This window comes from Flavobacterium sp. GT3P67, assembly GCF_004349155.1.
Lineage (GTDB): Bacteria > Bacteroidota > Bacteroidia > Flavobacteriales > Flavobacteriaceae > Flavobacterium > Flavobacterium ranwuense.
This window is the reverse complement of sequence record NZ_SMLF01000004.1, coordinates 220,623-242,327: the sequence shown is the minus strand read 5'-3', so window position 1 is coordinate 242,327 and position 21,705 is coordinate 220,623. Positions and strand designations below refer to the sequence as shown.

The following is a 21,705-nucleotide window of genomic DNA, read 5'->3' as shown; positions in this document are numbered from 1 at the left end:
TTTTTAAGGCTTAGTGATTATGTTAGTATGAGTCATTACTACAGCTCCATTTCTGGCAAGCATTCTACCTTGTGCAGTTGAATGTGATCCCATTGTTATAGATTGTAGGGCCAAAATATTACCTACAAATGAAGTATAATCTCCAATAGTTGCTGAACTTCCCGTTTGCCAAAAGACATTTTTAGCAAGTGCTCCTCCCGTAAGTTTTATATTTCCACCAGCTCCACCAACAGTTGTGAAGGCAGATGCTACTTGGAAAATCCAAACATCAGTTGCGCTACCGCTGAGAGTTAAATCTCCATTTTGTACTAAAAGTGTAGATGTTGATTTATAAATACCGGCAACAAGCGTTTTTCCACCTTGATCACCAGAAACAGTTATTGGTGCGCTATAAGAAGCTCCTTCGACAAAAAGATAAGCATTAGTAAGATCTAGTTTTGCTTGCGTTAGCATGGCAGCAATTCCTACAGGGGCAATGTCGTCAGAAGCGTAAATTGCACCATTGACTATAATTGCAGGAGGAAATCCTGTAATTGAAGAACGAACTCCTGGGCTTATACCAACATCCATATTATTTATTATACTGAAACCAGCATTATTGCTTACTCCAACACCTGCTATAATTCCAAATCTTTCAACTGATCCAAGATTTACGGTATTACCAACTACAGCTGGATTAGTATTGAAATCCCAAACGTAGTCATTTGCTAAAGAAATACCTGCCAAGTTTTTAGAACCGGTATTTATTGTAGCAGTATAAGTAGTTCCGGGTAATAAATCACTATTTGGATTAAATGTAGCCGTTGTTCCTAAGTAAGATACGGTTCCAGTAATTATTGCGGAACCATTTTTTAAAGTAAATGTCGTGGCGCTAATAGTCAAAGGATCCATTGCCATACTAAAATTAGCTGTAATGGTTTTATTAAGTGCAACTCCCGAGGCATTGTTAATAGGGTCAGTAATTGTTACGTTAGGAGCAGTAATAGATCCTGTAGTAAATGTCCATGTATAGTTACTTGCTATTGTTGTTCCTTGAACATTTTTTACTCCGGTTGTTATGGTAGCTGTATAAATGGTATTGGCAGCTAAAAGAGCCGTAGAGGCAAAATAAGCAGTTGTTCCATTGTATGCAACTGATCCTGCAACTAATGTTGTTCCTTGTTTTAATGTAAAAGTTGTAGCGCTTATAGTTGCCTGATTCATTGGCATATTAAAATTAACAGCAACTATTTTATTAAGGAATACATTCGTAGCATTGTTAGCCGGATCTGTTGAAATCACCATAGGTGTTAAAGTTGAACCGGTACTAAATGTCCAAACATAATCCGCTTGTAAAGCATTACCCATTATATCCTTAACCGATGTTTTAATTACGCCAGTATAAGTAGTATTTGCCGCAAGTGGACTTGTTGGGTCAAACGAAGCAGTTGTTCCGCTAAAAGAAACTGTTCCTGCAACTGCCGTTGTCCCTTGTAAAGTAAAAGAGGATTGGTTAAAAGTTGCCGCATTCATTTCTTCATTGAAGATTACTGTAATAGTTTTGTCTAGTGGAACATTAATAGTACCATTGTCAGGATCTGTTGATAACACAACTGGACATACGCCTTCGATTTCTATAAAATCGTCTTCTGCACAGCCTGAAATTAATGCAATAAATAGTATTGCGAACGTTAATAGTAAATTTTTAGTTTTCATTTTATTGATTTTAGGGGATTAAGTATTTTGTACAGCAAAGATTGTTTAGTTATTGGCTGGAAGTGTTACATAATTAAAAATGGATGTTGTAAGATTCACTTATTAAAAATGTAAAATTCAATTTTGTGATTGATAGTCAATTAGTTGTAATTTAAAAGGTGTTAAAAACGGATCTTTCTATTTAAATTTTTTTCTTCCTAAAATCAGGAATGTCTAAAAAAAATTAATCTGGAACATATTGTGTTAGAAATACTTTTGAAGAAAAAGATTCACATAGATATTGGAAAAGACATAAAAAAGGGTTTAACTTTAATGCAAAAGTTAAACCCTTTAATTTTTAAACGGACACACTTTTATGTGTCGTGTTTATTATTAAATTGTAATATCCGAAATGTTTTTATTTGAATACAATTTTTCCTTTTTCTCCCAAATTAAAAATAAATAAGGTAAGTTCTTTTGTGAAAGTATCAAGACTCAAAGCAGATTGTTTGATATAATCTAACGATTCTTTCAGCTCATCGGGTGAATTTACAGATTGATCATTTAGCAAATAAGATAAACCTAAAATATTAGCAATGGGCTGCCTCACTTTATGGGAAGTCATAAACATCATTTCTTCCAGTCCATTGATGTATTCTTTTTGATATTCTTGGGCTCTTTTAAGTTCTAAATTAGCTGTTATTAATTCTGCTGATCGTTTTTCTTTTTCTCCATTCTGTAAAAGGAGTTCTCTGTTAGCAATGTTTAGTTCCGCTGTTTGAATTCTTCTTTCTTGGTTTTTAAACGCAAGTCTTTTATTTGCAAGATCTAGTTCTCTTGCTCGCTCTTCTTTCTCCTGGTTTTGAAACGCAAGTTCTCGATTAGCGATAATTAATTCATTGGCTCGTTTTTCTTTTTCATCATTTTGAAACGCAAGCTCTTTGTTAGCGATAATCAATTCAGTGGCTCTTTTTTCTTTTTCTAAGTTTTGAAAGGCAAGTTCTTTATTGGCTATAATCAATTCAGAGGCACGTTTTTCTTTTTCTTGATTTTGAAAGGCAAGTTCTTTATTGGCTATAATCAATTCAGCAGCTCGTTTTTCTTTTTCTAAGTTTTGAAAAACTAGTTCTTTATTGGCTATAATTAATTCAGCGGCACGTTTTTCTTTTTCTTGATTTTGAAAGGCAAGTTCTTTATTGGCTATAATCAATTCAGCAGCTCGTTTTTCTTTTTCTAAGTTTTGAAACGCAAGTTCTTTATTTAATAATATTAATGCTTCCTTTTTTAGTATTTTCCCATCGTCTTTCAAATTAGTTTTGAAGCCATATATATCTTAAATTAAATAAATCAACAAGCTAAAAACCGTTGTTTATAAGCTTAGTTAAAAGAGAATAAATGAATGATTTATACTGATAATACTGGATTTATTGATTTATGGAAAACCTTGTATTTGAATAAATCAATTCAATACTAAAATTCTAATCGTAGTTATGATTTTGAAGTATCTGAATGTTTTGTGACAAGGTTAGTAATCACAAATTGTAGTAGTGTTCCTAATATTCTTTTGACGGGATTATGGGTTGATCCCAACAAAACTTTTTTAGTCAAATAACCTGTTGATATGCCAATAACATTACTAAGTATATTTCCTTTAAAATCAGATGAGGTAGCCATTTGTCCAAAAGCATTTTTGATTAAATTCAAAGGTTTTAAACTTTCATACGTATGATAGTACTGATCTTTAAGATATACTAATTCGTTAGCTTGTTTTATTTTAAGCAACTGTATCGTTTCCTTAAGAGTGTCTGTCTCGTTAATCGTTTTCATATTGACTTTTTTTAAGCATTTTGACAATGATAAAATTACTGATTGGTATTTTAAGCCATTGATCTTTATAAATGTATAACACTACTGAAATCAGAAGATAAGCGCTGGATACTATAAAAAAGCCATAATATACTTTACCTAATAATTCGCCTATCCATAAGGAAAGACCAATATTAGCAAGGAAGGCAAACATAACAAAAACAATAGAAACAGTTAATCGAGAAAGAAGTGAGGACATGACATCAGCAGTTTTATCAACCGCATTTAACTTCACCAATTCTATCGTTGTTTTAGTATAATCCTCTGCTTTCTCAAAAAGCATTTCTATTGTTGTTGCGTTGTTTTCCATGATATAAATTGTAAACGTATTTACTTGAGAAATTTCAATATTGAAGCCTCTTTTTAGATACTTGTATTTTTAATTTCGTTTTTTGCATCATAAAATTTTGATTTCCCTTCAGCTATTAAAGTTTCACCTTCGTGTTTTGCATCACCAAATTTTGATTTTCCTTCAGCGATTAAATTTTCGCCTTCGCTCCAAATTTTTTCGTACTTTTTATTTATTGTCCCCAATAAAGTATCTAATTTGTCTTTTAATTCATCAGCATAATCGTTGCTCTTGTCCATGATTTTTTTTCTTGTTTTATCACCCTTTTCAGGTGCAAACAATACTCCTAATAATGCCCCAACGGCTACGCCTCCTAAAACTCCTAATATTATTTTATCTGCTTTCATAATTATATATTTTGATTATTTATTATTTGATTAGATACTTCGACCTTGTATAAGTCTAAATAGTATTGCAATAACTGCAATAACAAGAAGTACGTGAATAATTGACCCTACGTTGAATGCAAAGAATCCGATTGCCCAAAAAATGACTAAAATGACTGCGATTGTGTAAAGAAGATTGCTCATGATTTCTAGTTTTTAATGATTTATACTTTATTTGTTTTTTTGTAATTTAATTAATAGGAAGAAGCATTAGATTCTTCTTCCTTGTATAATTCTAAATATAACTGCAATAACTGCAATAACGAGAAGTATATGAATAATTGATCCTGCGCTGTATGCAAAGAATCCAATAGCCCAAAAAAGGACTAAAATTACTGCGATTGTGTAAAGAAGGTTGCTCATGATTTTTAGTTTTTAATGATTATTTTTAGATTAAATATAGTAAAGTTACATATAAAACAAATATGTATCGATTTGTTTTACAGTGTTTTATGTACATTTATGATAAAATTAAGACTATGTTTTTTCTGCTAATTAAAATGCAAAAGCAGCGTAGAAACTCAAGACACTATTTTTAGCATCTGGAGAGCTAAAGCTAGTTGATGAGTCTTCTTTTCCAATTTTAGTTAATCCATAGTTGTAGCGTATTCCAAAACTAATTGGTTCTAAATCAATCCCAACACCACCGGCAAGACCTGCATCAAATTTGTTAAAATCATCCGTGTCAATATTATCTTCAAAATTATAGCTACCATCATCTGACTTATTTGTAGTTTTAGCACTAACCAGAAAAGCAGCATACGGACCAGCGTGAATATTAAAATTCTCGGTAACATTTACTACCAATAAAAGTGGAACTTCAATATAATCTAATTTGAACTGAGCTGTTCCACTTACAAAAGCATTATTGTAAACTAGTTCTGCCCCTTTTCCAGTATAGGAAATCTCAGGTTGCAAAGCGATGTTATTCGCAATAGGTAATTTGGCAAAAAAACCAACATTAAATCCTGTTAACATATTATTGTCATCAACATCTTCAGTATATAAGTTAGAGAAGTTTACACCTCCTTTTATACCAAATTTCGAAACGTTTTCTTGAGCGTTAGCATTAGTTAAAGTCATGAATGTTATGACTAATGAAGCAAAAATTAGTTTTTTTGAATTTTTCATTTTATTTGTTTTATATTGAATTTCTATACTACAAATATCAGCATCTTACGGTCTAACTTTGTTACAATACTTTTGGTTAAATTTACATTATTCACACTTTAATGATTTATTATCAAGCATTTTACAAGTGTTTTTTGGATTGAAAAAAAATAATTAGACAAAAAAAAGACGAGTTGAAAAACTCGTCTTTTTAATTTGCTATTTGTTGTCTACTGTGAGGTTTTTCAAAGCCTCGCCAAGTTCGTCCATATCGCGATTGTATTCCTGTTTAAAAGATTCCCAATCACTATCGGTATCATTTTTATAAGTTTGAATCTTAGCTTTTATCTCATTATTTTTTCGTTCTAAATCATCAATTTTTTTAGTATATACCTCATCGATTGATTTACCCGTTTTTTTCATGCTAGCTTTCATTTCTGCTATTCGAATTTCATTTTGAGTAATTGTAGCATTAGTACTTGCTTTGAATGTTTCCCATTCTTCTTGGGTTGCTACTTTTCTAGCATCAGTCAATTCTTCTTTTGCATCATCAAGATTTTCTCTTGCGTCTTCTACATTATCCTGAGCTGCTTCTTCTTTTTTTGAAGAATTCTGACAACCAATTAAAACGGTTCCAGTCATAAAAGTTGTTATTGCAAGGGTATAAAGTGTCTTTCTCATTTTATATAATTTTAATATTAAATTTTTGGATGTGATTAAAAATTTTTTTGAAATGAAATTATTAAATAGACTCAAGAATCTTAAGTAATTCTTCTTTTGTTAAGCCTAATTTGATTTGAAGTTTTCTAATCATTTCCTCTTTCTTACCTTCTGTAAAAAGTAAATCATTCTCGGTCAAAGCTGCAAATTTTTGTTTTAATTTTCCTTTTTGCTCTACCCAATTTCCTTTTAGTTCTATTGAATTCATTTTTTTATGTATTGTATGCGAAATAGTTTTCACATTACAAAGTTGATGCTTTCAAGCATTAAATCAGTTATATAACTTTTGGAATAACTTGTTTTATTCACTGATTTTATAAAAATTAACAGAATTCCTAGAAAGGATACTATTTGACTAAAAAAACATTTTCATGACATTGAAAATCAATAATTAATTTGCTGATTAATTAGGAGGTTTCGTTATGATTGGGAATATATTTTTTCAAAATATTTTCTAATGATTCGTAATAATCCGTTAGTATTTTATTGTTTATTTCAGGATTTGAAATGTCCGGGATTGTTAAAGGCATCTCTGATAAATATTTAGATAATTCAGGATACTCATTCCGTATTTTCATAGTAATTTTAAGAATTGCTTCATTGAGTTCTTTTTCTGTTTTCATGATGAATTAAATTTGAGATTATTTAAATTGGTATTTTTATTCGAATCCCAAAAAAAATAAAATCATTAAAAACATCGTAATATTGAATGATGTTTTTAATGATTTTAGATTTATCAGGTTATATATAAATGCTCTTTTTTTAATTAAAAAACAGCATTTTTAACAATCATCTTATAATAAAATATAAGCTCCTATGTCAGTTGTAATACCAGCTGTAACCACGATATCAGTTTTTGTTACCGGTAATAACGGTAGAGCAGGAGTTATGGTAATTGTATACGTTCCGGGAGGAAGTCCCATTACTAAGAAATCTCCATTTTCATTTACATTACTTGTATAGCTCACAGCTGTTGATGAAGTTGCTGTAACTACCGCCGTTGTTCCTATTGGAGTAATTTTACCTTTTATAGAACCACTAATTGCTTTTTCTATAGTTCTGATAACTGGTTTCAATTGATACCCGCCATTTCCTAATTTAACAACTGATTTATTGGCATCAAAATCCAAAAGAACACTATACAATATACCTTCTTGAAGCGTTTGGTTAACTTGAAGTTTTAATCCGCTTTGTTCCGCACTTGGAGTACTCAAAGGGTAGCTTACACCATCAAGAACTACTGTATTATTGGGCCCTAGTATAAGTCTTATTTGTTTCACTTTAGCTGTTCCTAATGAATCAGTAGCAATTAGCGTATCGACACCATTAGAAAAATCGAGTAGGTTATAAACTCCTTTGTTTACATTCAGAGAAACACTTTCTCCTGATTCACCGGTAACTTCCACTCCTTGTATATCTACATTTACTTCATCATAAGGACCTGGAGCATCAGTCAATCTCACAGCATAGGGATAGCTCCCACCATTGGTATCATCATTGTTACAAGAATTTATTAAAAATCCAAGCATGATGAAAGACAGAATAATTTGCATTTTTTTCATTTCCATTTTAATTTAGGGGTTCAAAATATTTATATAGGTTTGTAAAGATACTATGCGCTTTAAAATCAAATGTTATGCAACTATGCTATAAAGTTGTAGGATTCTCACTTCTAAGTATTTTAAAAAAAGAAATGGTTTCTTAATTCGGTGTGCTTTTGAATGAATTTTTTAAGGTTTTGCTACCCAAAGTTACTAGTCAAAAAACTATTTTATGGTATCTGATTTTGCTCCTATGTTTAATTCCTTTTTCATTTCTATTTCTTCCTGATCTTCTAGATCTTCCAGTTTTTTATCTTCTGCTTTTTTCTTTTTATTGAAATAACCTCTTAACAGGAAATTATGTTTTGCAGCCTCGATCACTTCATTAAGTCCCACTGTTCCGGTCTTAACGTTTGTCAAGGTAGAATCAATCATCTGGCCCATTTTTTCATCACTCACTAATTTTGACAGTGCTCCTTTTCCATTATTCATTTTGACAGTAAATTTTTTAAATTCGCTTGAACTATTTTCCAGATTAGCAACCATGTTTTTTATACTATTTCCAAATTCCTCATCGGAGACTAATTTAGATAATGCCCCATTTCCATTATTCATACTATAACTGAATTGGGCAAGTTGAGCCGTAATTACACCAGCATTATCAACACTTTTTTTAACACTAACCATTAAATCATCCATTTCTATGGCTGGTTTTGAAGCTATGTTATCGTTGTCTTCTACAATTATTTTAGAGTTTTTTCCTGAAGATATTGTGAGTACTTTGTCGCCCATTAAACCATCTGAATTGATACTTGCAATAGCATCTTTTTTAATGTATTTGCGAACTTCCTCTTTTATGATTAATTTAATTACTACAGAAGTATCTGTAAGAAATTCAATTTCTTCTACTGTACCTATATTGATACCCGAAAAACGAACATTATTACCTACTTCAAGCCCGTTCACTGAATTAAATTTTGAATTTAATTCAAATGTAGCACCAAATAAATTTTTCTGTTTTCCAACAAAATAAATTGTTGTCACAAAAAGTATCAACCCTATAGTTACAAACATTCCTAATTTCCATTGGTATCCAGATTCTTTATTCATTTTTTCTTTCTTTATTGGTTATATGAAAAAAGAGCGAACCCATTCGTCATCGCTTTTTTCCAATTCTTCGTAAGTTCCTTCAGCATGTATCACCCCATCTTTTAAAATTACAAGCCGATCAGCAGTGTGTTTTGCACAAGCCATATCATGAGTAATAATAATGGAAGACGTTTTATTTTTTTTTTGGATTTCTAACAATAATTCGCTGATTTCTCTCGAAGTTATTGTGTCTAATCCAGTGGTTGGTTCATCATATAATACGATTTCCGGGTTCAAAATTAGGGTTCTGGCAAGACCTATCCTTTTCCTCATTCCTCCTGATAATTCCGAAGGCATTTTATCAATTGCCTCACTCAAACCGACACTTTCCAAAACGTCTTTAATTTGATTTTCTACTTCCTCAGCTGATAAATCTTTGGCGTGTCGTTTCAAAGTAAATCCTAGATTTTCTCGAACACTCATGGAATCATACAACGCTGCATTTTGAAAAAGAAACCCAATTCGAACTCTAATTTTATTAAGCTCATTGTTATCTATTTTTGTGATATCTGTACCAAATACATGTATTTCGCCTTTATCAGCAACAACTAAACCAACTAAACATTTTATAGCTATTGATTTTCCAGAACCTGATTTTCCCAAGACCACTAAATTCTCACCTTTATTTACAGAAAATGTAACTCCTTTTAAGACCTCATTACTCCCGAAGGATTTATAAAGTTCTTTTATTTCTATAACTGGAGCATTAGTTTTAGAAATAGGAGCAGGAGCTATTATTGTTTTTTCTTGTATCATTTTAGAAAAATAAATCAGTTATTTGTACGGCAAGCATATCAATAATAAATATCGCAAGCGATGCAGTAACAACGGCAGAGTTAGCTGCTTTTCCAACACTTTCGGTCCCATTAGCAGCATTAAAACCTTTATAACAACCAATCATGCCAATAAAAAAACCAAAGAAAAAAGTTTTCATAGTTGCAGGAAAAATATCTAAAAATGTAATAGATTCTAAAACTTGTGATATATAACGATACAAATTTACATCGCTATGAATATTTATACCTACATATCCTCCGATGATCCCAATACCATCAGCATAAATCACTAAAAGCGGAATCATAAACGTAGTGGCCAAAATCCTTGTAACGACTAAATATTTATACGGATTTATCGCCGAAACCTCCATCGCATCTATTTGTTCTGTCACTTTCATGGAACCTAACTCAGCACCAATACCGGATGAAACTTTACCAGCACAAATCAAAGCGGTAATTACGGGGGCAATTTCCCTGATTAGAGAGAGAGCAACCATACTTGGCAACCAAGATTCAGCACCAAACTTGGCCAATGTAGGTCTTGATTGCAACGTAAGCACTAATCCCATTATAAAACCTGTGATGGTTACTAATGGTAAAGATTTGTATCCAATCACATAACATTGTTTAATGAATTCCTTGAATTCATAAGGAGGCTTAATCACTTCTTTAAAAAAACGCATTGAAAATAATGTAATATTGCCTACATCATTAAAAGTTTCTTTCAAATAGATGATTATACTTTCTTTTTTTGCTGTTACTATATTATTCATTTATTATTGTATTTTTTATGGATGCGAATCAACCATTTACTTAAAATAAATTAGTGAAGAAAATATTTTGATTAAGACAACATTAAATCTCCTAACTTTTTGACTTTATCATGATGTGCAGTTAATAAAATTTGTTGTGATTTAAGCATAATAAGAAGTTCAGCGGTAAGATGATCAAAATTATCTGCTAAGGTGTCTTTGTAGTTTTTTATAGCTACAAATTCTTTGTATTCAAGAGTATTCAAAATATCTTCTCGGTCTTTATCGATAAGACTTGCTTTAAAATTAATCCATAGACTCACAAAAAAGCCATTTTTTTTAATTATATCGACAGGAATTCCGCCCATTTTTTGAACTTCTTCAGCCAGTTTTGATTTAAAATTTTCACTTGTCTTTTGGAACTCAGAAAACAAATTTTTTAAATCACTTTCTTCGGTAACTATTGTTGCAGTTTCATAAACCTGAATTCTATCATTATTGATTTCAATAAGATTATTTAATACTACAATTGATTTCTCTTTATTCATCTTATTCTATTTTAACAGTAACTAAACTTAGGTTATACTACACTACTCTTTATTTAAAATAATCTGCTTTACAAAGTTCATTATAATTGCTGATAAATGTGTTACATAACTATTATAAAATGTTTCATTATTCACACATTCAATAGGTTAAGGTGTATGTATCAGAATTAAGCTTCTTTTTTATTACTTACTACTATTAAAGCGATACCTCCCACAGCGAGTACAATTCCTATAGCTGGAGACCATTTTATGGGATGATTAACTTCTTTGTTGATTTGAATTGGGCCAATGTCAACCACTTTTTCGGTTGTTACATAATTAAAACTGGTATATAACAACATAATTATTCCTAAAATAATCATAACGATTCCTATGGTTTTTATTTTCATTTTTTAAAATTTTTAAGTTGATATGTAATTTTATACAGTTTAAATTAAGCTCTTGAAAAATATTCTTTAACAAAACTATGTTGCTGATTTTCGGTCATTTTATCAGTGTCTTTTATCTCGAATTTAATTTTTAAGAAACGTGTGTCCTCACTCAAAAAATTAAAGAGTTCTATTTTTGCATCCGTAGGCCCAAAGAGAATTACGCGTTTGTAATTTTTTATAGCTTCCCCAATTTTTTTATAGTAATCAAAAAGTTGTTTTTTTTCTTTACTAAAATTTGAGTTTTCGGATTTTGCTGAATTTGTATTTTTTTCCTGATTGTTAAGTTTTGATTCAATCGTTTCAATTTCAAAATGCTTAGAGGTGAATTCCATTAAATGTGCCATAGAATGATCCATCCAAATACCTAATTTTTTTGTTGTTTTCATAGCTGTTTTTTTGTTGTTATGTGATGTAACAGTTATTATAATTAATAAAGTTACAACTATTTAAAGTTCATTTATTTAATATTAAAAAATATTACATTACTTTAGGTAAATATTATATAATTTACATGTTTTTAAACTGGATAGTCAATTTATTATAAAGGATCCTATTTTAGAGAAATGGCCTCATAATACGATCTGAATTTAGAAGAGATATTGAAGTATAGATTCATTCAAATAACGAATTGAAAATGACATTTTCTTTAAATAAAACTATTGTTACACATAAAAAAAAAGGCTGTTGTTTCCAACAGCCCTTACCAAACCAAAAAAACCAAACCAAATCTTATTATCTTTAGTAGTTCATTTTCAACTCTACTCTTCTGTTTTTTGCACGACCTAAAGCGGTTTTGTTGTTAGCAATTGGTTTGCTTTCACCATACCCAATTGCTGTCAATCTAGACCCCGAAATACCTTTTTCCATTAAATATTTTTTAACTGATTCAGTACGTTTTTGAGATAATTCTAAATTGAATGCATCACTACCATTGCTATCTGCGTGTCCTTCGATAACTAAATTTGAAGCATCGTATTTATTAATCAAAATTACCAGTTCGTCCAATTGAACTAATGAAGCAACTTTCAATTTTTCACTATTATTTTCGAAGAAAATTTTACTTCCTAAATAGGTAATTCTTTGTATATCTTGTTTTGTAATTTCAGGACATCCTTTATTTTCTATGGTTCCTTTAACAGTAGGACAACGATCATCCATATCAGCAACACCGTCACCATCAGAATCTGGACAACCTTTTAAACTTAATGGACCAGCAACATCAGGACAACGGTCTAAATCATTAGCTACGCCATCTTTATCATTATCCATAGGACAACCAGTTGCATCAACTTTGGTACCCATTTTAGTATCTGGACATTTATCGTTGCCATCAGCTATACCATCATTATCAGTATCTGGACAACCATTTAATGCTGCTCTTCCTGCAACATCTGGACATGTATCTAAATAATCAGCGATTCCATCTTTGTCTTTGTCTAAAGGACAACCGTTTGCATCTACTGAAACACCGGCAGGAGTTCCGGGACAAGTATCATTACGATCCGAAACGCCATCATTGTCAGCGTCTTTTTTGTCTCCAATATTGAAAGTCAAACCAGCCATGTGTGATAAGTAAGCATCTTTTTTACCTGAAACAACTCCGTCTCTTCGGTCTTTATTAGAATAACTAAAAGTTTCTTGTAAATTAAGCATGATTCCAGGACTCAATCTGAAATTTAATCCACCACCGGCAGTAGGTAAAGCATAATCAATTCTATCTTGGTCAAAGTTGAGGTCTTTGTCAAATAACATCGCTCCAACTCCAGCAAATACATAGGGTCTGACTATAGATTCAGGCCCCGTAAAATTAAATCTTAGATTTAATGCAACAGAATTGAAATCAGTTTTGAAGCTTCCTGAAGTACTATTGTAACCAATTGTTCCTTTAGATGCTAAAAAATTTAAATCAAAATGACGACCTAAATATCTAGTTACAGATAAACCTCCAAAGCCATAAAATGCTTTATCCGTTTTGTAAAAATTATTACCAAGATCTCCTTGATATTGTGTTACACCACTATGAAGACCAATATTCCATTTTTTATCTTCTGTTTGGGCTTTCGAAATTAATGTAAATGCTATGCATGTACAAAGTAGCAGGATTTTTTTCATCTTAATTTATTGTTTGATTAATTAATTAATTAATTAATACAAAGATGGCTAAGATGAAATGTGTTAATGTTATAGAACTTTATGAATAAGTTGCATCATTCCCACATTTCGATTATTGTATTTCTATCTCAAAAAAAGAACTATTAAAAAACTAGTTTTTTATTAACTGCTCTGGGATTGAAGTTGAAAAAGTTTTTTAATAGTTCTGATTTCCATATTAAAAAGAATATAGAATTTGTGTTAAGTAAATGATTATAAGTTATTTATGATATTTTGTTTTAAAATCATTTTCCGTTATTGATGCATCTTCTTCAATTTTTTTAGGAGTTATTTTACCAACTCTACAATGACTTTTGGAAGCTGAATAAACTTCGTTTTCTGAATTTTCCATTTGTATATATATATTATTATTCTAAATATCTTCTTAGTGTCCAAGCCATTGTTTCATGTGTTTCCATCAAACCTGTAAGGAAATCTGCCGTTCCGGCATCCTTATTTTCTTCAGTACTTATGTCAACATCTTTTCGCAAATGAATGATAACCGTTTCATGATCTTCTAAAAGTTCTTTAATCATTTCTTTTTGAGATGGGTAATGATTTGGTGATTCTTTTATTATTGTTAAATCTGAAAACTCTTTCATCGTTCCAATAGTTTTCCCTCCTAATTTGCCGATGCGTTCTGCGATTTCATCGATTGACGCTTCCAGTTGTATATATTGGCCTTCAAATAATTTGTGAAATTCCATAAAACTTTCTCCAGAAACATTCCAATGAAATTTTCTTAATTTAACATATAGTGTCATTTCATTCGCTAAAATTGACGATAGGATAGAAATGCTATTTTTTAAATGTTCTTGTGTAATTCCAATTTGTGCTTTCATATTTTCTATGTTTTTTATTATTTAATTTGTGCTACTTTTTTAATGACTGCATACCAGTTCTTTTTTGGAATTATTTAAACGGTATGTGACAAGTAAGAAAGTATCCTAATTATTACAAAGGTCCTTTTATTCCTTTCTAAAAGTATTATAAAATTGTAAAAATAAGTTACATGATTCACACCTTTTGGTAGTGTAAGGTCTATATAATCAGTATTTTAGTTTATTTGTAAAGTGTTTAATAAATTTGCAAATACATGTTTTAAGCAATAGAAACTTCTTTTGCAAGATAAATTTCCTGAACAGCATTTATAAGTTTTACGCCTTCGCCAAAGGGACGCTGGAAAGCTTTTCGACCCATAATCATTCCGGCTCCACCAGCTCGTTTGTTTATAACGGCTGTTTTTATGGCTTCGGCCAAATCAGTTTCACCTTTTGATTCACCTCCTGAATTAATCATACTAATACGGCCAGAAAAACAATTCATTACCTGATAGCGGCATAGATCGATGGGATGATTGCTGGCTAATTTGGTATACATATCTGGATTTGTTTTCGCAAATTGTATCGTGGTAAAACCACCGTTATTAGTTGGTAACTTTTGTTTAATAATATCTGCCTGAATAGAAACACCTAAGTAATTGGCTTGACCAGTAATATCAGCAGCTGTATTGTAATCGACACCGTTTTTAATAAACCCATCATTTCTCGAGTAGCACCAAAGAATGGTTGCCATACCTAAATTATGTGCTTCTTCAAAAGCCTTTGCTACTTCTATAATTTGCCTGTCAGATTCGGCTGAACCAAAGTAAACAGTCGCGCCCACAGCTACAGCTCCCATATTCCAGGCGTCTCGAACACTCCCAAACATTATTTGATCGTATTTGTTGGGATAGGTTAGGAGTTCATTGTGATTAATTTTTACCACAAACGGAATTTTATGGGCATATTTTCTGGATAACATGGCAAGTCCTCCCATTGTTGAAGCTACTGCATTGCAACCTGCTTCAATGGCTAATTTTACAATATTTTCAGGATCAAAATAAATTGGATTTGGAGAAAATGAACTTCCCGCAGTATGTTCAATTCCTTGATCTACGGGTAAAATAGAAATATAGCCAGTATTAGAAAGTCGGCCATGATGATACAACTCTGACAAACTTCGAATTGTTTGTGCATTCCGATTAGTTTGCAAAAAAACAGTATCTATATGCGATGGATTGGGCAAGCGAATTTGATCTTTCAAAATTGTTTTACAGACATGATTCAATAAAGAGTCTTTTTCATCACCTAATAAAGCTAATAATTGGGCTATATCTTTCATCTTATCTTTGATTTGAATAGACTTAAAAAAACATTCGTTTTAACATTAATTAACCTTTATAAAATGAATTGTCTAACAATTCTATTTTTTAAATCAATGGAACCTACTTTTTTTGATGTGAATAATGTATATGTTTTCATATTTTTTTAACCTTAAAAAATTGATATAAAGATAATTATATTTAATGATTTGTCTGTTGGAAAACGATATAAATTAAACCGTAAGATGTTTTAAATGAGTTTGTTGTAAAATTAAAAGCAATTTCATTTATGCGGTTTATATTGCATAAATAAAATTGCTCTCAAAAATTAAGTTAGATTATTTTGCCTTTTAAAAAGTTCTGATTAACAGGTATCAAGCTCGTGTACCTATTCGTTGGTCATAGGCGGAAGGTTGGAAAACCCCTATGTTCTTGATGCTGTTTCGCCAACCTGGCAAACCAGAAAATAGACTATCTAACAAAATAGCAGTATTGTTTTAGGCATCTGGACTCTTACTATTTTATTTATTCTTTGGGTGTAATTAATCCATACATTGCATCATATTTTAGTATAATATCTATTTCGCCTATTGAACAAAAAAAATCTTCTAAGCGTTTTATATGGTCTTGTGTAAATTGCAGATGTACTTTGAGTGCATCTACTAATTCATCAGTAGTTGCATTCTTAATCATTACGGGAATGGATATCATTAGTGCTTTTTCACTAAAGTAGATTTCTTTTAACTCCTCTACAAAAACATTGCGACAATTTAGCTTTGTCTCTGGTATAGTATTTTCTGAATTTCCTTTACCTTCTTGCAACTTTACTTTTTTAATAGTTTTGGTGGCTGTACTTTTCATCAGTTTCTATTTAATTGTTGTTTAATCCTATATAGTAAAATTCCGTTTTTAAGATCTAAAAATTATTACATAATTCTTAAAATGAGTTGTAAGATTCACATGTATATTAATAGAAAAGGAAGGTTTAAGAAACAATATGAGGTATTTGCATAGTAGAAATAACCTTTCTCGACTATTTTAAAAAAGAGGAGAGAAGTTATAGGTATTGTAAAATATAACGATTTTAGTTTAAATTCGTTTGAAGAATCCTTAATGTAACATTAGGGGAAATAAAGATTAAAAGGTAATCTAAATTATTTTTTGATTTCCAATTAAATGATACTTAACATCAAAAATAAAAACAAAGACAGAATTGTAATTTTATGATTCGTCTTTTGTGGTACGAACCAAGCTGATTCCTGAAACGAAGAAAATAATGCCAAGCACACCGTAAATAATTAATGATTTAACATCTGTCATGTCGCCAGATGTTCCAGCAAATAATACTGCGGTATAAATAAGACCACCTATTCCAAGTGCAGTAAGTAATGCTCCAAAGATTCTTTTAAGATTCATAATTTTATTTTTTTTAGATTGATATTGTAATTTATTTCCCTGTTTAACAGTCAAAAGTCAACTTGATAAAAAAGAGAAATACTTAGAGTTAATCATCTTCAAATATTTGTTATGTAGTTGATTACAGAACAAATGTATTTCAGTTAGACTCTAAAAGTGTTACATAATTGCCAATAAAAGTTATATCATTCACACACTTAAAATAAGGGAATCTAATATTTAGGGATTAATATTGCATTAAAAATTATTGAGAACCGTTGAATTGCCTTTTGAGGTTCAGTGAAATTAGATTTTATTTTGTTAGCTCAACAATTTTGGAGAATAGTAATTTTTCATCGATGGGTTTAGCTATATAATCATTCATTCCAACAGCTTTACATTTTTCTAAATCAACGGTTGTAACATCAGCTGTCAAAGCAATAATTGGAATTTTTAAATTCATAGTGTTACGAATGTAATCTGTAGTTTCAAATCCATTCATTATTGGCATTTGCAAATCCATTAAAATAATATCATATGATTTTACCAGAAGCTTTTCAATAGCAATTTTTCCATTGTCAGCAACATCACGTTCAAATCCGAAATCATCCAATATTGTTTTCATCAATAGTTGATTGAGTGGCATATCTTCTACAACCAATATTTTTATATTTTTTACTTCTGTATCTAATCCTTTTATGGTAGTTTCTAATTCAGTATCTATTTTTGTTTTTTGAAAAGGCAGAGTAAAACTAAATGTAGAGCCTTCATTAATTTTGCTTTTTACACGAATACTACCTCCTTGGGATGTTACCAGTTGCTTAACAATAGCGAGTCCTAAACCAGTTCCTCCGTATAGACTTGAACTTCCGTTAGTAGCTTGTTGAAAGTTTTCAAATATTAAATCGATATTGTCCTTTGGAATACCAATTCCACTATCTGTAATTGCAAATTCAATAATTACTTTTTCTTCATCTTCAAACAATAAACTGGTGCTAACGATAATTTTACCTTGAGAAGTAAATTTCACGGCATTGCTTACTAAATTTAAAATAATTTGGTGCAATCTAATAGAATCTCCTAAAAGTACAGCAGGTATTTTAGGGTCATAATTTGTAACTAATTTTAAATTTTTCTCTTGAATTTTTGTTTCAAATAATTGAAGCATTGAAGTTATAGAAACTTCCATTTCGAATGGTTTTTGTTCAAAAGTCATTTTACCTGCATCGACTTTTGCTAAATCGAGTATATCATTAATCAATGCTATTAATGTATCACCACTCATTTTTATGGCATTTAAATATTCTTTTTGTTTATCAGTTAAATCGGTTTTTAAGATCACTCTGGTAAATCCAATGATGGCATTCATTGGAGTCCTGATTTCGTGACTCATATTCGACAAAAATTGTTGTTTTGCTTTCATCGCATCTTCTGCAATTCGTGTTGCATCTTCGGCTTTACTTTTAGCTTCTTCAGCAATTAAAGTGGCCAATTCGGCAAATACTTTTGATTCTATTAATTCAGACTCAATTCTTTTTTGATCCGTAACATCTATTAATGTATTTATACAGCCGGATAATTTCCCTTCTTCATCAAAAATTGTCCTTGGATTTGGCAGTACAAAACGTTTTTCACCATTAGGGCGCTCAATAATAATTTCTTGCTCCAGAACAGCGCGTTCCTCTTTTAAGGCTATTGCCATAGGACATTTATCCAAAGGAAGTGAAGAGCCATCAGTATTTGAAATTTTAAAGGAACCACACCACATATCCTTACCAATCTCCGGTTTGCGACCCCAGAGTTCTACGGCCTCTTTATTGTATAATTGTATGTATCCATTTTTATCACAGGTATAAACCGCTACAGGTAAACTTTGAATCAGGTTACGGTAGTATTTTTTACTATCCTGAATCCTTTTCAATATTTTTTTCTCGGCCTCAAGCTGTTCAACTAAAGCAATATTCTCTTTCGCCTGAAGTTCGATTGCCAATTTCCTTATATCGGTAACATCAGCAATAGCAAGTAGAATTAATTGTTCGCTATTAACTTTTTGAATAATAAGATGTGCATTAAGCAGCATGATTTTCTCTCCTATTTCAGAGAAAGTGTGAGTAACCTCAAAATTTTCGAAACTACTATTTTTGAAAATTATTTCATTTAGAACCTCACGGAGTTTTGAAATATTCCATTGTTTGTTTCCTAAATCAAATAATAATTTTCCTTCGGTTTCTTCTTTATTAACCAAGAATTTTTTATAAAAAGACTTGTTGGCTGAAATCACATGGAAATTCTTATTCAGAATAAGCATTGGTTCATGAATGGTAGCAATAATTGCTTCAGAATATTCATGTGATTCTATTAATAAATCATGGCGCATTTGCAATTCCTGGTTAGTAGAAATAAGCTCTTCATTAGTGGCTTCAATTTCTTCTTTTGAGGTCTCCAGTTCTTCATTCAGGGTCTGGAATTCTTCATTTGACGAAACTATTTCTTCATTTGCAGCCTGCAATTCCTCATAAATACTTTCTTGTGATTCAATGATAGTAATCATTTCTGTGCGAGTAGTATTTAACTCCTCGGTCAGTTTTTTTATTTTTATGTCTTTTAGTGTTGCATTATTTTTTCCGTCTGAATCCGATTCAATAAATTTTTCTATCTGTTCCTGAGGTTTAAAAATAATAAGCAGCAAGGGTTCGTCCCACTCAATTTTAAGTGGGCAAACTTCAAAAGACATCAACCTTAAAACGGAGTCTATTTTTATTTCAATGCCTGATTTGTATACGGATTGTTTTGTTTCTATTACTCTATTAATTGTATTTCGAAGCTCAAAAGCAAATTCTGGTCGCGCCATTTTTAAAATATTGAGACTGGCTTTCCCCGAAGCATGCTCAAGGTAGGAGGAAATGGGGCCTCTAAACTGTAAGATTTCCATGTCTTTATTAACTACTGCACAAGCCGGCATATAATTAGTAAGTAGCGTTGAATCAATAGCGTTTTCTAAACTTTCTTGATTTACGCTTATATTTTTTGAGGGAGTATTTGTTTTTTTGTTTGACATATTTGTACGCGAAAAACGGGGTGTTAATTCAAATATCTTTCTCACTCCCAAATTATTTTTTCGAGAATAGATTTTAAATTTATTATTTATTAGAGTAAAAAGTAATGATGATGTTCCTATGCTTTCGGCTTTACCAAGCATTAAAGATCCTCCTTCATTCAATGCAAAATGAAGGGATGCAAAGACTTTTTTTTGTGCAGCTGAATCAAAATAAATAAGAAGATTACAGCAACTAACAAAATCCATTCGTGAAAAAGGTGGATCGCGTAAAATATTGTGAGGTGCAAATATGCACATTTCACGGAGTTCTTTTATAATGCGATAATTATCACCTTCTTTAGTGAAAAAACGGGACAAATATTTTTTTGGAATAGAATCAATATCACTTTGCGAATATTCTCCTATACGAGCATACCTTATTGCTTGTTCGCTTAAATCAGTTGCAAAAATTTGTACTGGTGTCTTATTCTTTTTATTCTCTTGTAATTCGGCAATAATCATTGCAATAGAATAGGCTTCTTGCCCTGTGGAGCAGGCTGGAACCCATATCCTCAATGTTTCTTCGGAAGATTTACTGTTCAAAAGTTTTGGAAAAAGACTCGTTTTTAAAAACTTGAAGGTTTCTGTTTCTCTAAAAAAACTGGTTACATTAATTAGTAAATCCGTATAAAGAATTTCAATTTCATTATTTTTTTTAAATAAAAGTTTTGCATACTCTTCTATTGTTTTTATTCCATATTGCTGCATTTTATGATTTACTCGTCTCTTAATGGTAGGCATTTTATAATGACTAAAATCCACTCCGGTTTGTTTAAGTAAAAGTTCAAAAATTGCGTTTAAATCATAGTTGTTATTTTCAACGACAATTTCTTCTTTTTTATCTTTTTGTTTAGTATCATTTAAAAGAAAATCATTTTGACTAATGCGAACTAATTTGTGCGCAATTTCTTCAGGAGATAATATATAGTCTACCACTCCTGATGAAATAGCAGATTTAGGCATGCTGCTGGCTTGAGCCGTTTCATCTTGTGCAAAGGTTATTCCTCCAGCATCTTTAATCGCTTTGAGCCCAATCATACCGTCACTGGCATATCCCGAAAGCACTATACCGATAACATTTTTTTTGTGTGTTTCAGCAAGTGAGGAAAAAAGAAAGTCTATGGTGAGGTTAGGAACATTTTTTTTAATGCGGGGATGTAATTGAATGTGCCCGTTAATTACCTCAATTACTTTATTTGGAGGAATTATATATAGATTATTGGGCTCCATTTTTGCCATATTATCAATTTCCTGCACTTTCATTTTAGTAATCTTAGAAAGAATTGAAGTCAGTAAACTTTTATGGTTTGGACTTAGGTGTTGGACATAAATATATGCCATACCTGTGTCTGGAGGTAAATTTTTTAATAAAAGGCTAAAAGCTTCCAGCCCTCCTGCTGAGGCACCTATTGCTACAACTGTAAAAGATTTTTTTTCTACTTTTTTTTCTGGTGTCAATTTTTTTGGAGAGGACTTTTGGGCTAATTCCATTTTTAGATTTGTATTTTTAATTCATAGTTTTAATGACGGACTATGAAATTTTGTCTAACAGTTATACTTTATCAATTTTGAAAACTTCGATTTGAAAATAAAATCAAATTTGAACACAGTGTGTTC

25 protein-coding genes are annotated in these 21,705 nt (G+C 31.0%); all 25 read right to left on the bottom strand.

The window, feature by feature from the left end; all coding sequences use genetic code 11:
- Positions 1 to 3: 3 nt before the first annotated feature.
- Entirely contained in the window at positions 4 to 1,695 is a 1,692-nt protein-coding gene (locus tag E0H99_RS09160) for an Ig-like domain-containing protein (RefSeq protein WP_131994153.1), read from the bottom strand.
- 397 nt (positions 1,696 to 2,092) lie between these two features.
- Positions 2,093 to 2,983, bottom strand: coding sequence for a diguanylate cyclase (locus E0H99_RS09155; RefSeq protein ID WP_240723469.1), 891 nt, complete (start codon positions 2,981 to 2,983; stop codon positions 2,093 to 2,095).
- A 179-nt stretch (positions 2,984 to 3,162) separates the two neighbouring features.
- Positions 3,163 to 3,501 (bottom strand): hypothetical protein, encoded by a 339-nt coding sequence (locus E0H99_RS09150; protein WP_131994150.1) that lies wholly within the window; start codon positions 3,499 to 3,501, stop codon positions 3,163 to 3,165.
- Positions 3,488 to 3,850 carry a hypothetical protein gene (locus E0H99_RS09145; RefSeq protein ID WP_131994147.1) on the bottom strand — a complete coding sequence of 121 codons (363 nt, stop codon included), beginning with the start codon at positions 3,848 to 3,850 and terminating at the stop codon, positions 3,488 to 3,490. The genes E0H99_RS09150 and E0H99_RS09145 overlap by 14 nt, the downstream gene beginning before the upstream one ends.
- A gap of 53 nt (positions 3,851 to 3,903) precedes the next feature.
- Positions 3,904 to 4,236 carry a YtxH domain-containing protein gene (locus E0H99_RS09140; RefSeq protein ID WP_131994144.1) on the bottom strand — a complete coding sequence of 111 codons (333 nt, stop codon included), beginning with the start codon at positions 4,234 to 4,236 and terminating at the stop codon, positions 3,904 to 3,906.
- A gap of 30 nt (positions 4,237 to 4,266) precedes the next feature.
- Complete coding sequence (locus E0H99_RS09135) at positions 4,267 to 4,419, bottom strand: lmo0937 family membrane protein (protein WP_131994141.1); 153 nt, start codon at positions 4,417 to 4,419, stop codon at positions 4,267 to 4,269.
- A gap of 66 nt (positions 4,420 to 4,485) precedes the next feature.
- Positions 4,486 to 4,638: a lmo0937 family membrane protein gene (locus E0H99_RS09130; protein WP_131994138.1), complete on the bottom strand. Its 153-nt coding sequence runs from the start codon at positions 4,636 to 4,638 to the stop codon at positions 4,486 to 4,488.
- 132 nt (positions 4,639 to 4,770) lie between these two features.
- The gene (locus E0H99_RS09125; protein ID WP_131994135.1) at positions 4,771 to 5,406 is read right to left on the bottom strand and encodes a porin family protein; all 636 of its coding nucleotides are present in this window, start codon (positions 5,404 to 5,406) and stop codon (positions 4,771 to 4,773) included.
- Positions 5,407 to 5,604: 198 nt separating this feature from the next.
- Positions 5,605 to 6,066, bottom strand: coding sequence for a hypothetical protein (locus E0H99_RS09120; RefSeq protein WP_131994132.1), 462 nt, complete (start codon positions 6,064 to 6,066; stop codon positions 5,605 to 5,607).
- A gap of 61 nt (positions 6,067 to 6,127) precedes the next feature.
- Positions 6,128 to 6,313 (bottom strand): CsbD family protein, encoded by a 186-nt coding sequence (locus E0H99_RS09115; RefSeq protein WP_131994129.1) that lies wholly within the window; start codon positions 6,311 to 6,313, stop codon positions 6,128 to 6,130.
- A 199-nt stretch (positions 6,314 to 6,512) separates the two neighbouring features.
- A complete protein-coding gene (locus tag E0H99_RS09110; RefSeq protein ID WP_131994126.1) occupies positions 6,513 to 6,728 on the bottom strand; it encodes a hypothetical protein in 216 nt (71 codons plus the stop codon).
- Positions 6,729 to 6,899: 171 nt separating this feature from the next.
- Entirely contained in the window at positions 6,900 to 7,667 is a 768-nt protein-coding gene (locus E0H99_RS09105; protein ID WP_165930182.1) for a DUF4382 domain-containing protein, read from the bottom strand.
- 204 nt (positions 7,668 to 7,871) lie between these two features.
- Positions 7,872 to 8,756 carry an MlaD family protein gene (locus E0H99_RS09100; RefSeq protein WP_131994120.1) on the bottom strand — a complete coding sequence of 295 codons (885 nt, stop codon included), beginning with the start codon at positions 8,754 to 8,756 and terminating at the stop codon, positions 7,872 to 7,874.
- Positions 8,757 to 8,774: 18 nt separating this feature from the next.
- Positions 8,775 to 9,551 carry an ABC transporter ATP-binding protein gene (locus tag E0H99_RS09095; RefSeq protein ID WP_131994117.1) on the bottom strand — a complete coding sequence of 259 codons (777 nt, stop codon included), beginning with the start codon at positions 9,549 to 9,551 and terminating at the stop codon, positions 8,775 to 8,777.
- A 1-nt stretch (position 9,552) separates the two neighbouring features.
- Entirely contained in the window at positions 9,553 to 10,311 is a 759-nt protein-coding gene (locus tag E0H99_RS09090; protein WP_131994332.1) for an MlaE family ABC transporter permease, read from the bottom strand.
- A gap of 104 nt (positions 10,312 to 10,415) precedes the next feature.
- Positions 10,416 to 10,871 carry a PA2169 family four-helix-bundle protein gene (locus tag E0H99_RS09085; protein ID WP_131994114.1) on the bottom strand — a complete coding sequence of 152 codons (456 nt, stop codon included), beginning with the start codon at positions 10,869 to 10,871 and terminating at the stop codon, positions 10,416 to 10,418.
- Positions 10,872 to 11,038: 167 nt separating this feature from the next.
- On the bottom strand, positions 11,039 to 11,260 hold the full coding sequence (locus tag E0H99_RS09080) for a hypothetical protein (RefSeq protein ID WP_131994111.1): 222 nt from the start codon (positions 11,258 to 11,260) through the stop codon (positions 11,039 to 11,041).
- Between the two features lie 44 nt (positions 11,261 to 11,304).
- Positions 11,305 to 11,688, bottom strand: a complete 384-nt coding sequence (locus E0H99_RS09075; RefSeq protein WP_131994108.1) for a hypothetical protein — start codon at positions 11,686 to 11,688, stop codon at positions 11,305 to 11,307.
- A gap of 352 nt (positions 11,689 to 12,040) precedes the next feature.
- Positions 12,041 to 13,414, bottom strand: a complete 1,374-nt coding sequence (locus tag E0H99_RS09070; RefSeq protein ID WP_131994105.1) for an OmpA family protein — start codon at positions 13,412 to 13,414, stop codon at positions 12,041 to 12,043.
- Positions 13,415 to 13,673: 259 nt separating this feature from the next.
- On the bottom strand, positions 13,674 to 13,805 hold the full coding sequence (locus tag E0H99_RS17550) for a hypothetical protein (protein ID WP_262708570.1): 132 nt from the start codon (positions 13,803 to 13,805) through the stop codon (positions 13,674 to 13,676).
- 16 nt (positions 13,806 to 13,821) lie between these two features.
- A complete protein-coding gene (locus E0H99_RS09065) occupies positions 13,822 to 14,295 on the bottom strand; it encodes a Dps family protein (protein ID WP_131994102.1) in 474 nt (157 codons plus the stop codon).
- Positions 14,296 to 14,554: 259 nt separating this feature from the next.
- Positions 14,555 to 15,616 carry a class I fructose-bisphosphate aldolase gene (locus tag E0H99_RS09060; RefSeq protein ID WP_131994099.1) on the bottom strand — a complete coding sequence of 354 codons (1,062 nt, stop codon included), beginning with the start codon at positions 15,614 to 15,616 and terminating at the stop codon, positions 14,555 to 14,557.
- 505 nt (positions 15,617 to 16,121) lie between these two features.
- A complete protein-coding gene (locus tag E0H99_RS09055) occupies positions 16,122 to 16,457 on the bottom strand; it encodes a DUF892 family protein (RefSeq protein ID WP_131994096.1) in 336 nt (111 codons plus the stop codon).
- 360 nt (positions 16,458 to 16,817) lie between these two features.
- A complete protein-coding gene (locus E0H99_RS09050) occupies positions 16,818 to 17,066 on the bottom strand; it encodes a hypothetical protein (RefSeq protein WP_235832072.1) in 249 nt (82 codons plus the stop codon).
- 238 nt (positions 17,067 to 17,304) lie between these two features.
- Positions 17,305 to 21,579 carry a chemotaxis protein CheB gene (locus E0H99_RS09045; RefSeq protein WP_131994093.1) on the bottom strand — a complete coding sequence of 1,425 codons (4,275 nt, stop codon included), beginning with the start codon at positions 21,577 to 21,579 and terminating at the stop codon, positions 17,305 to 17,307.
- Between the last annotated feature and the right edge of the window lie 126 nt (positions 21,580 to 21,705).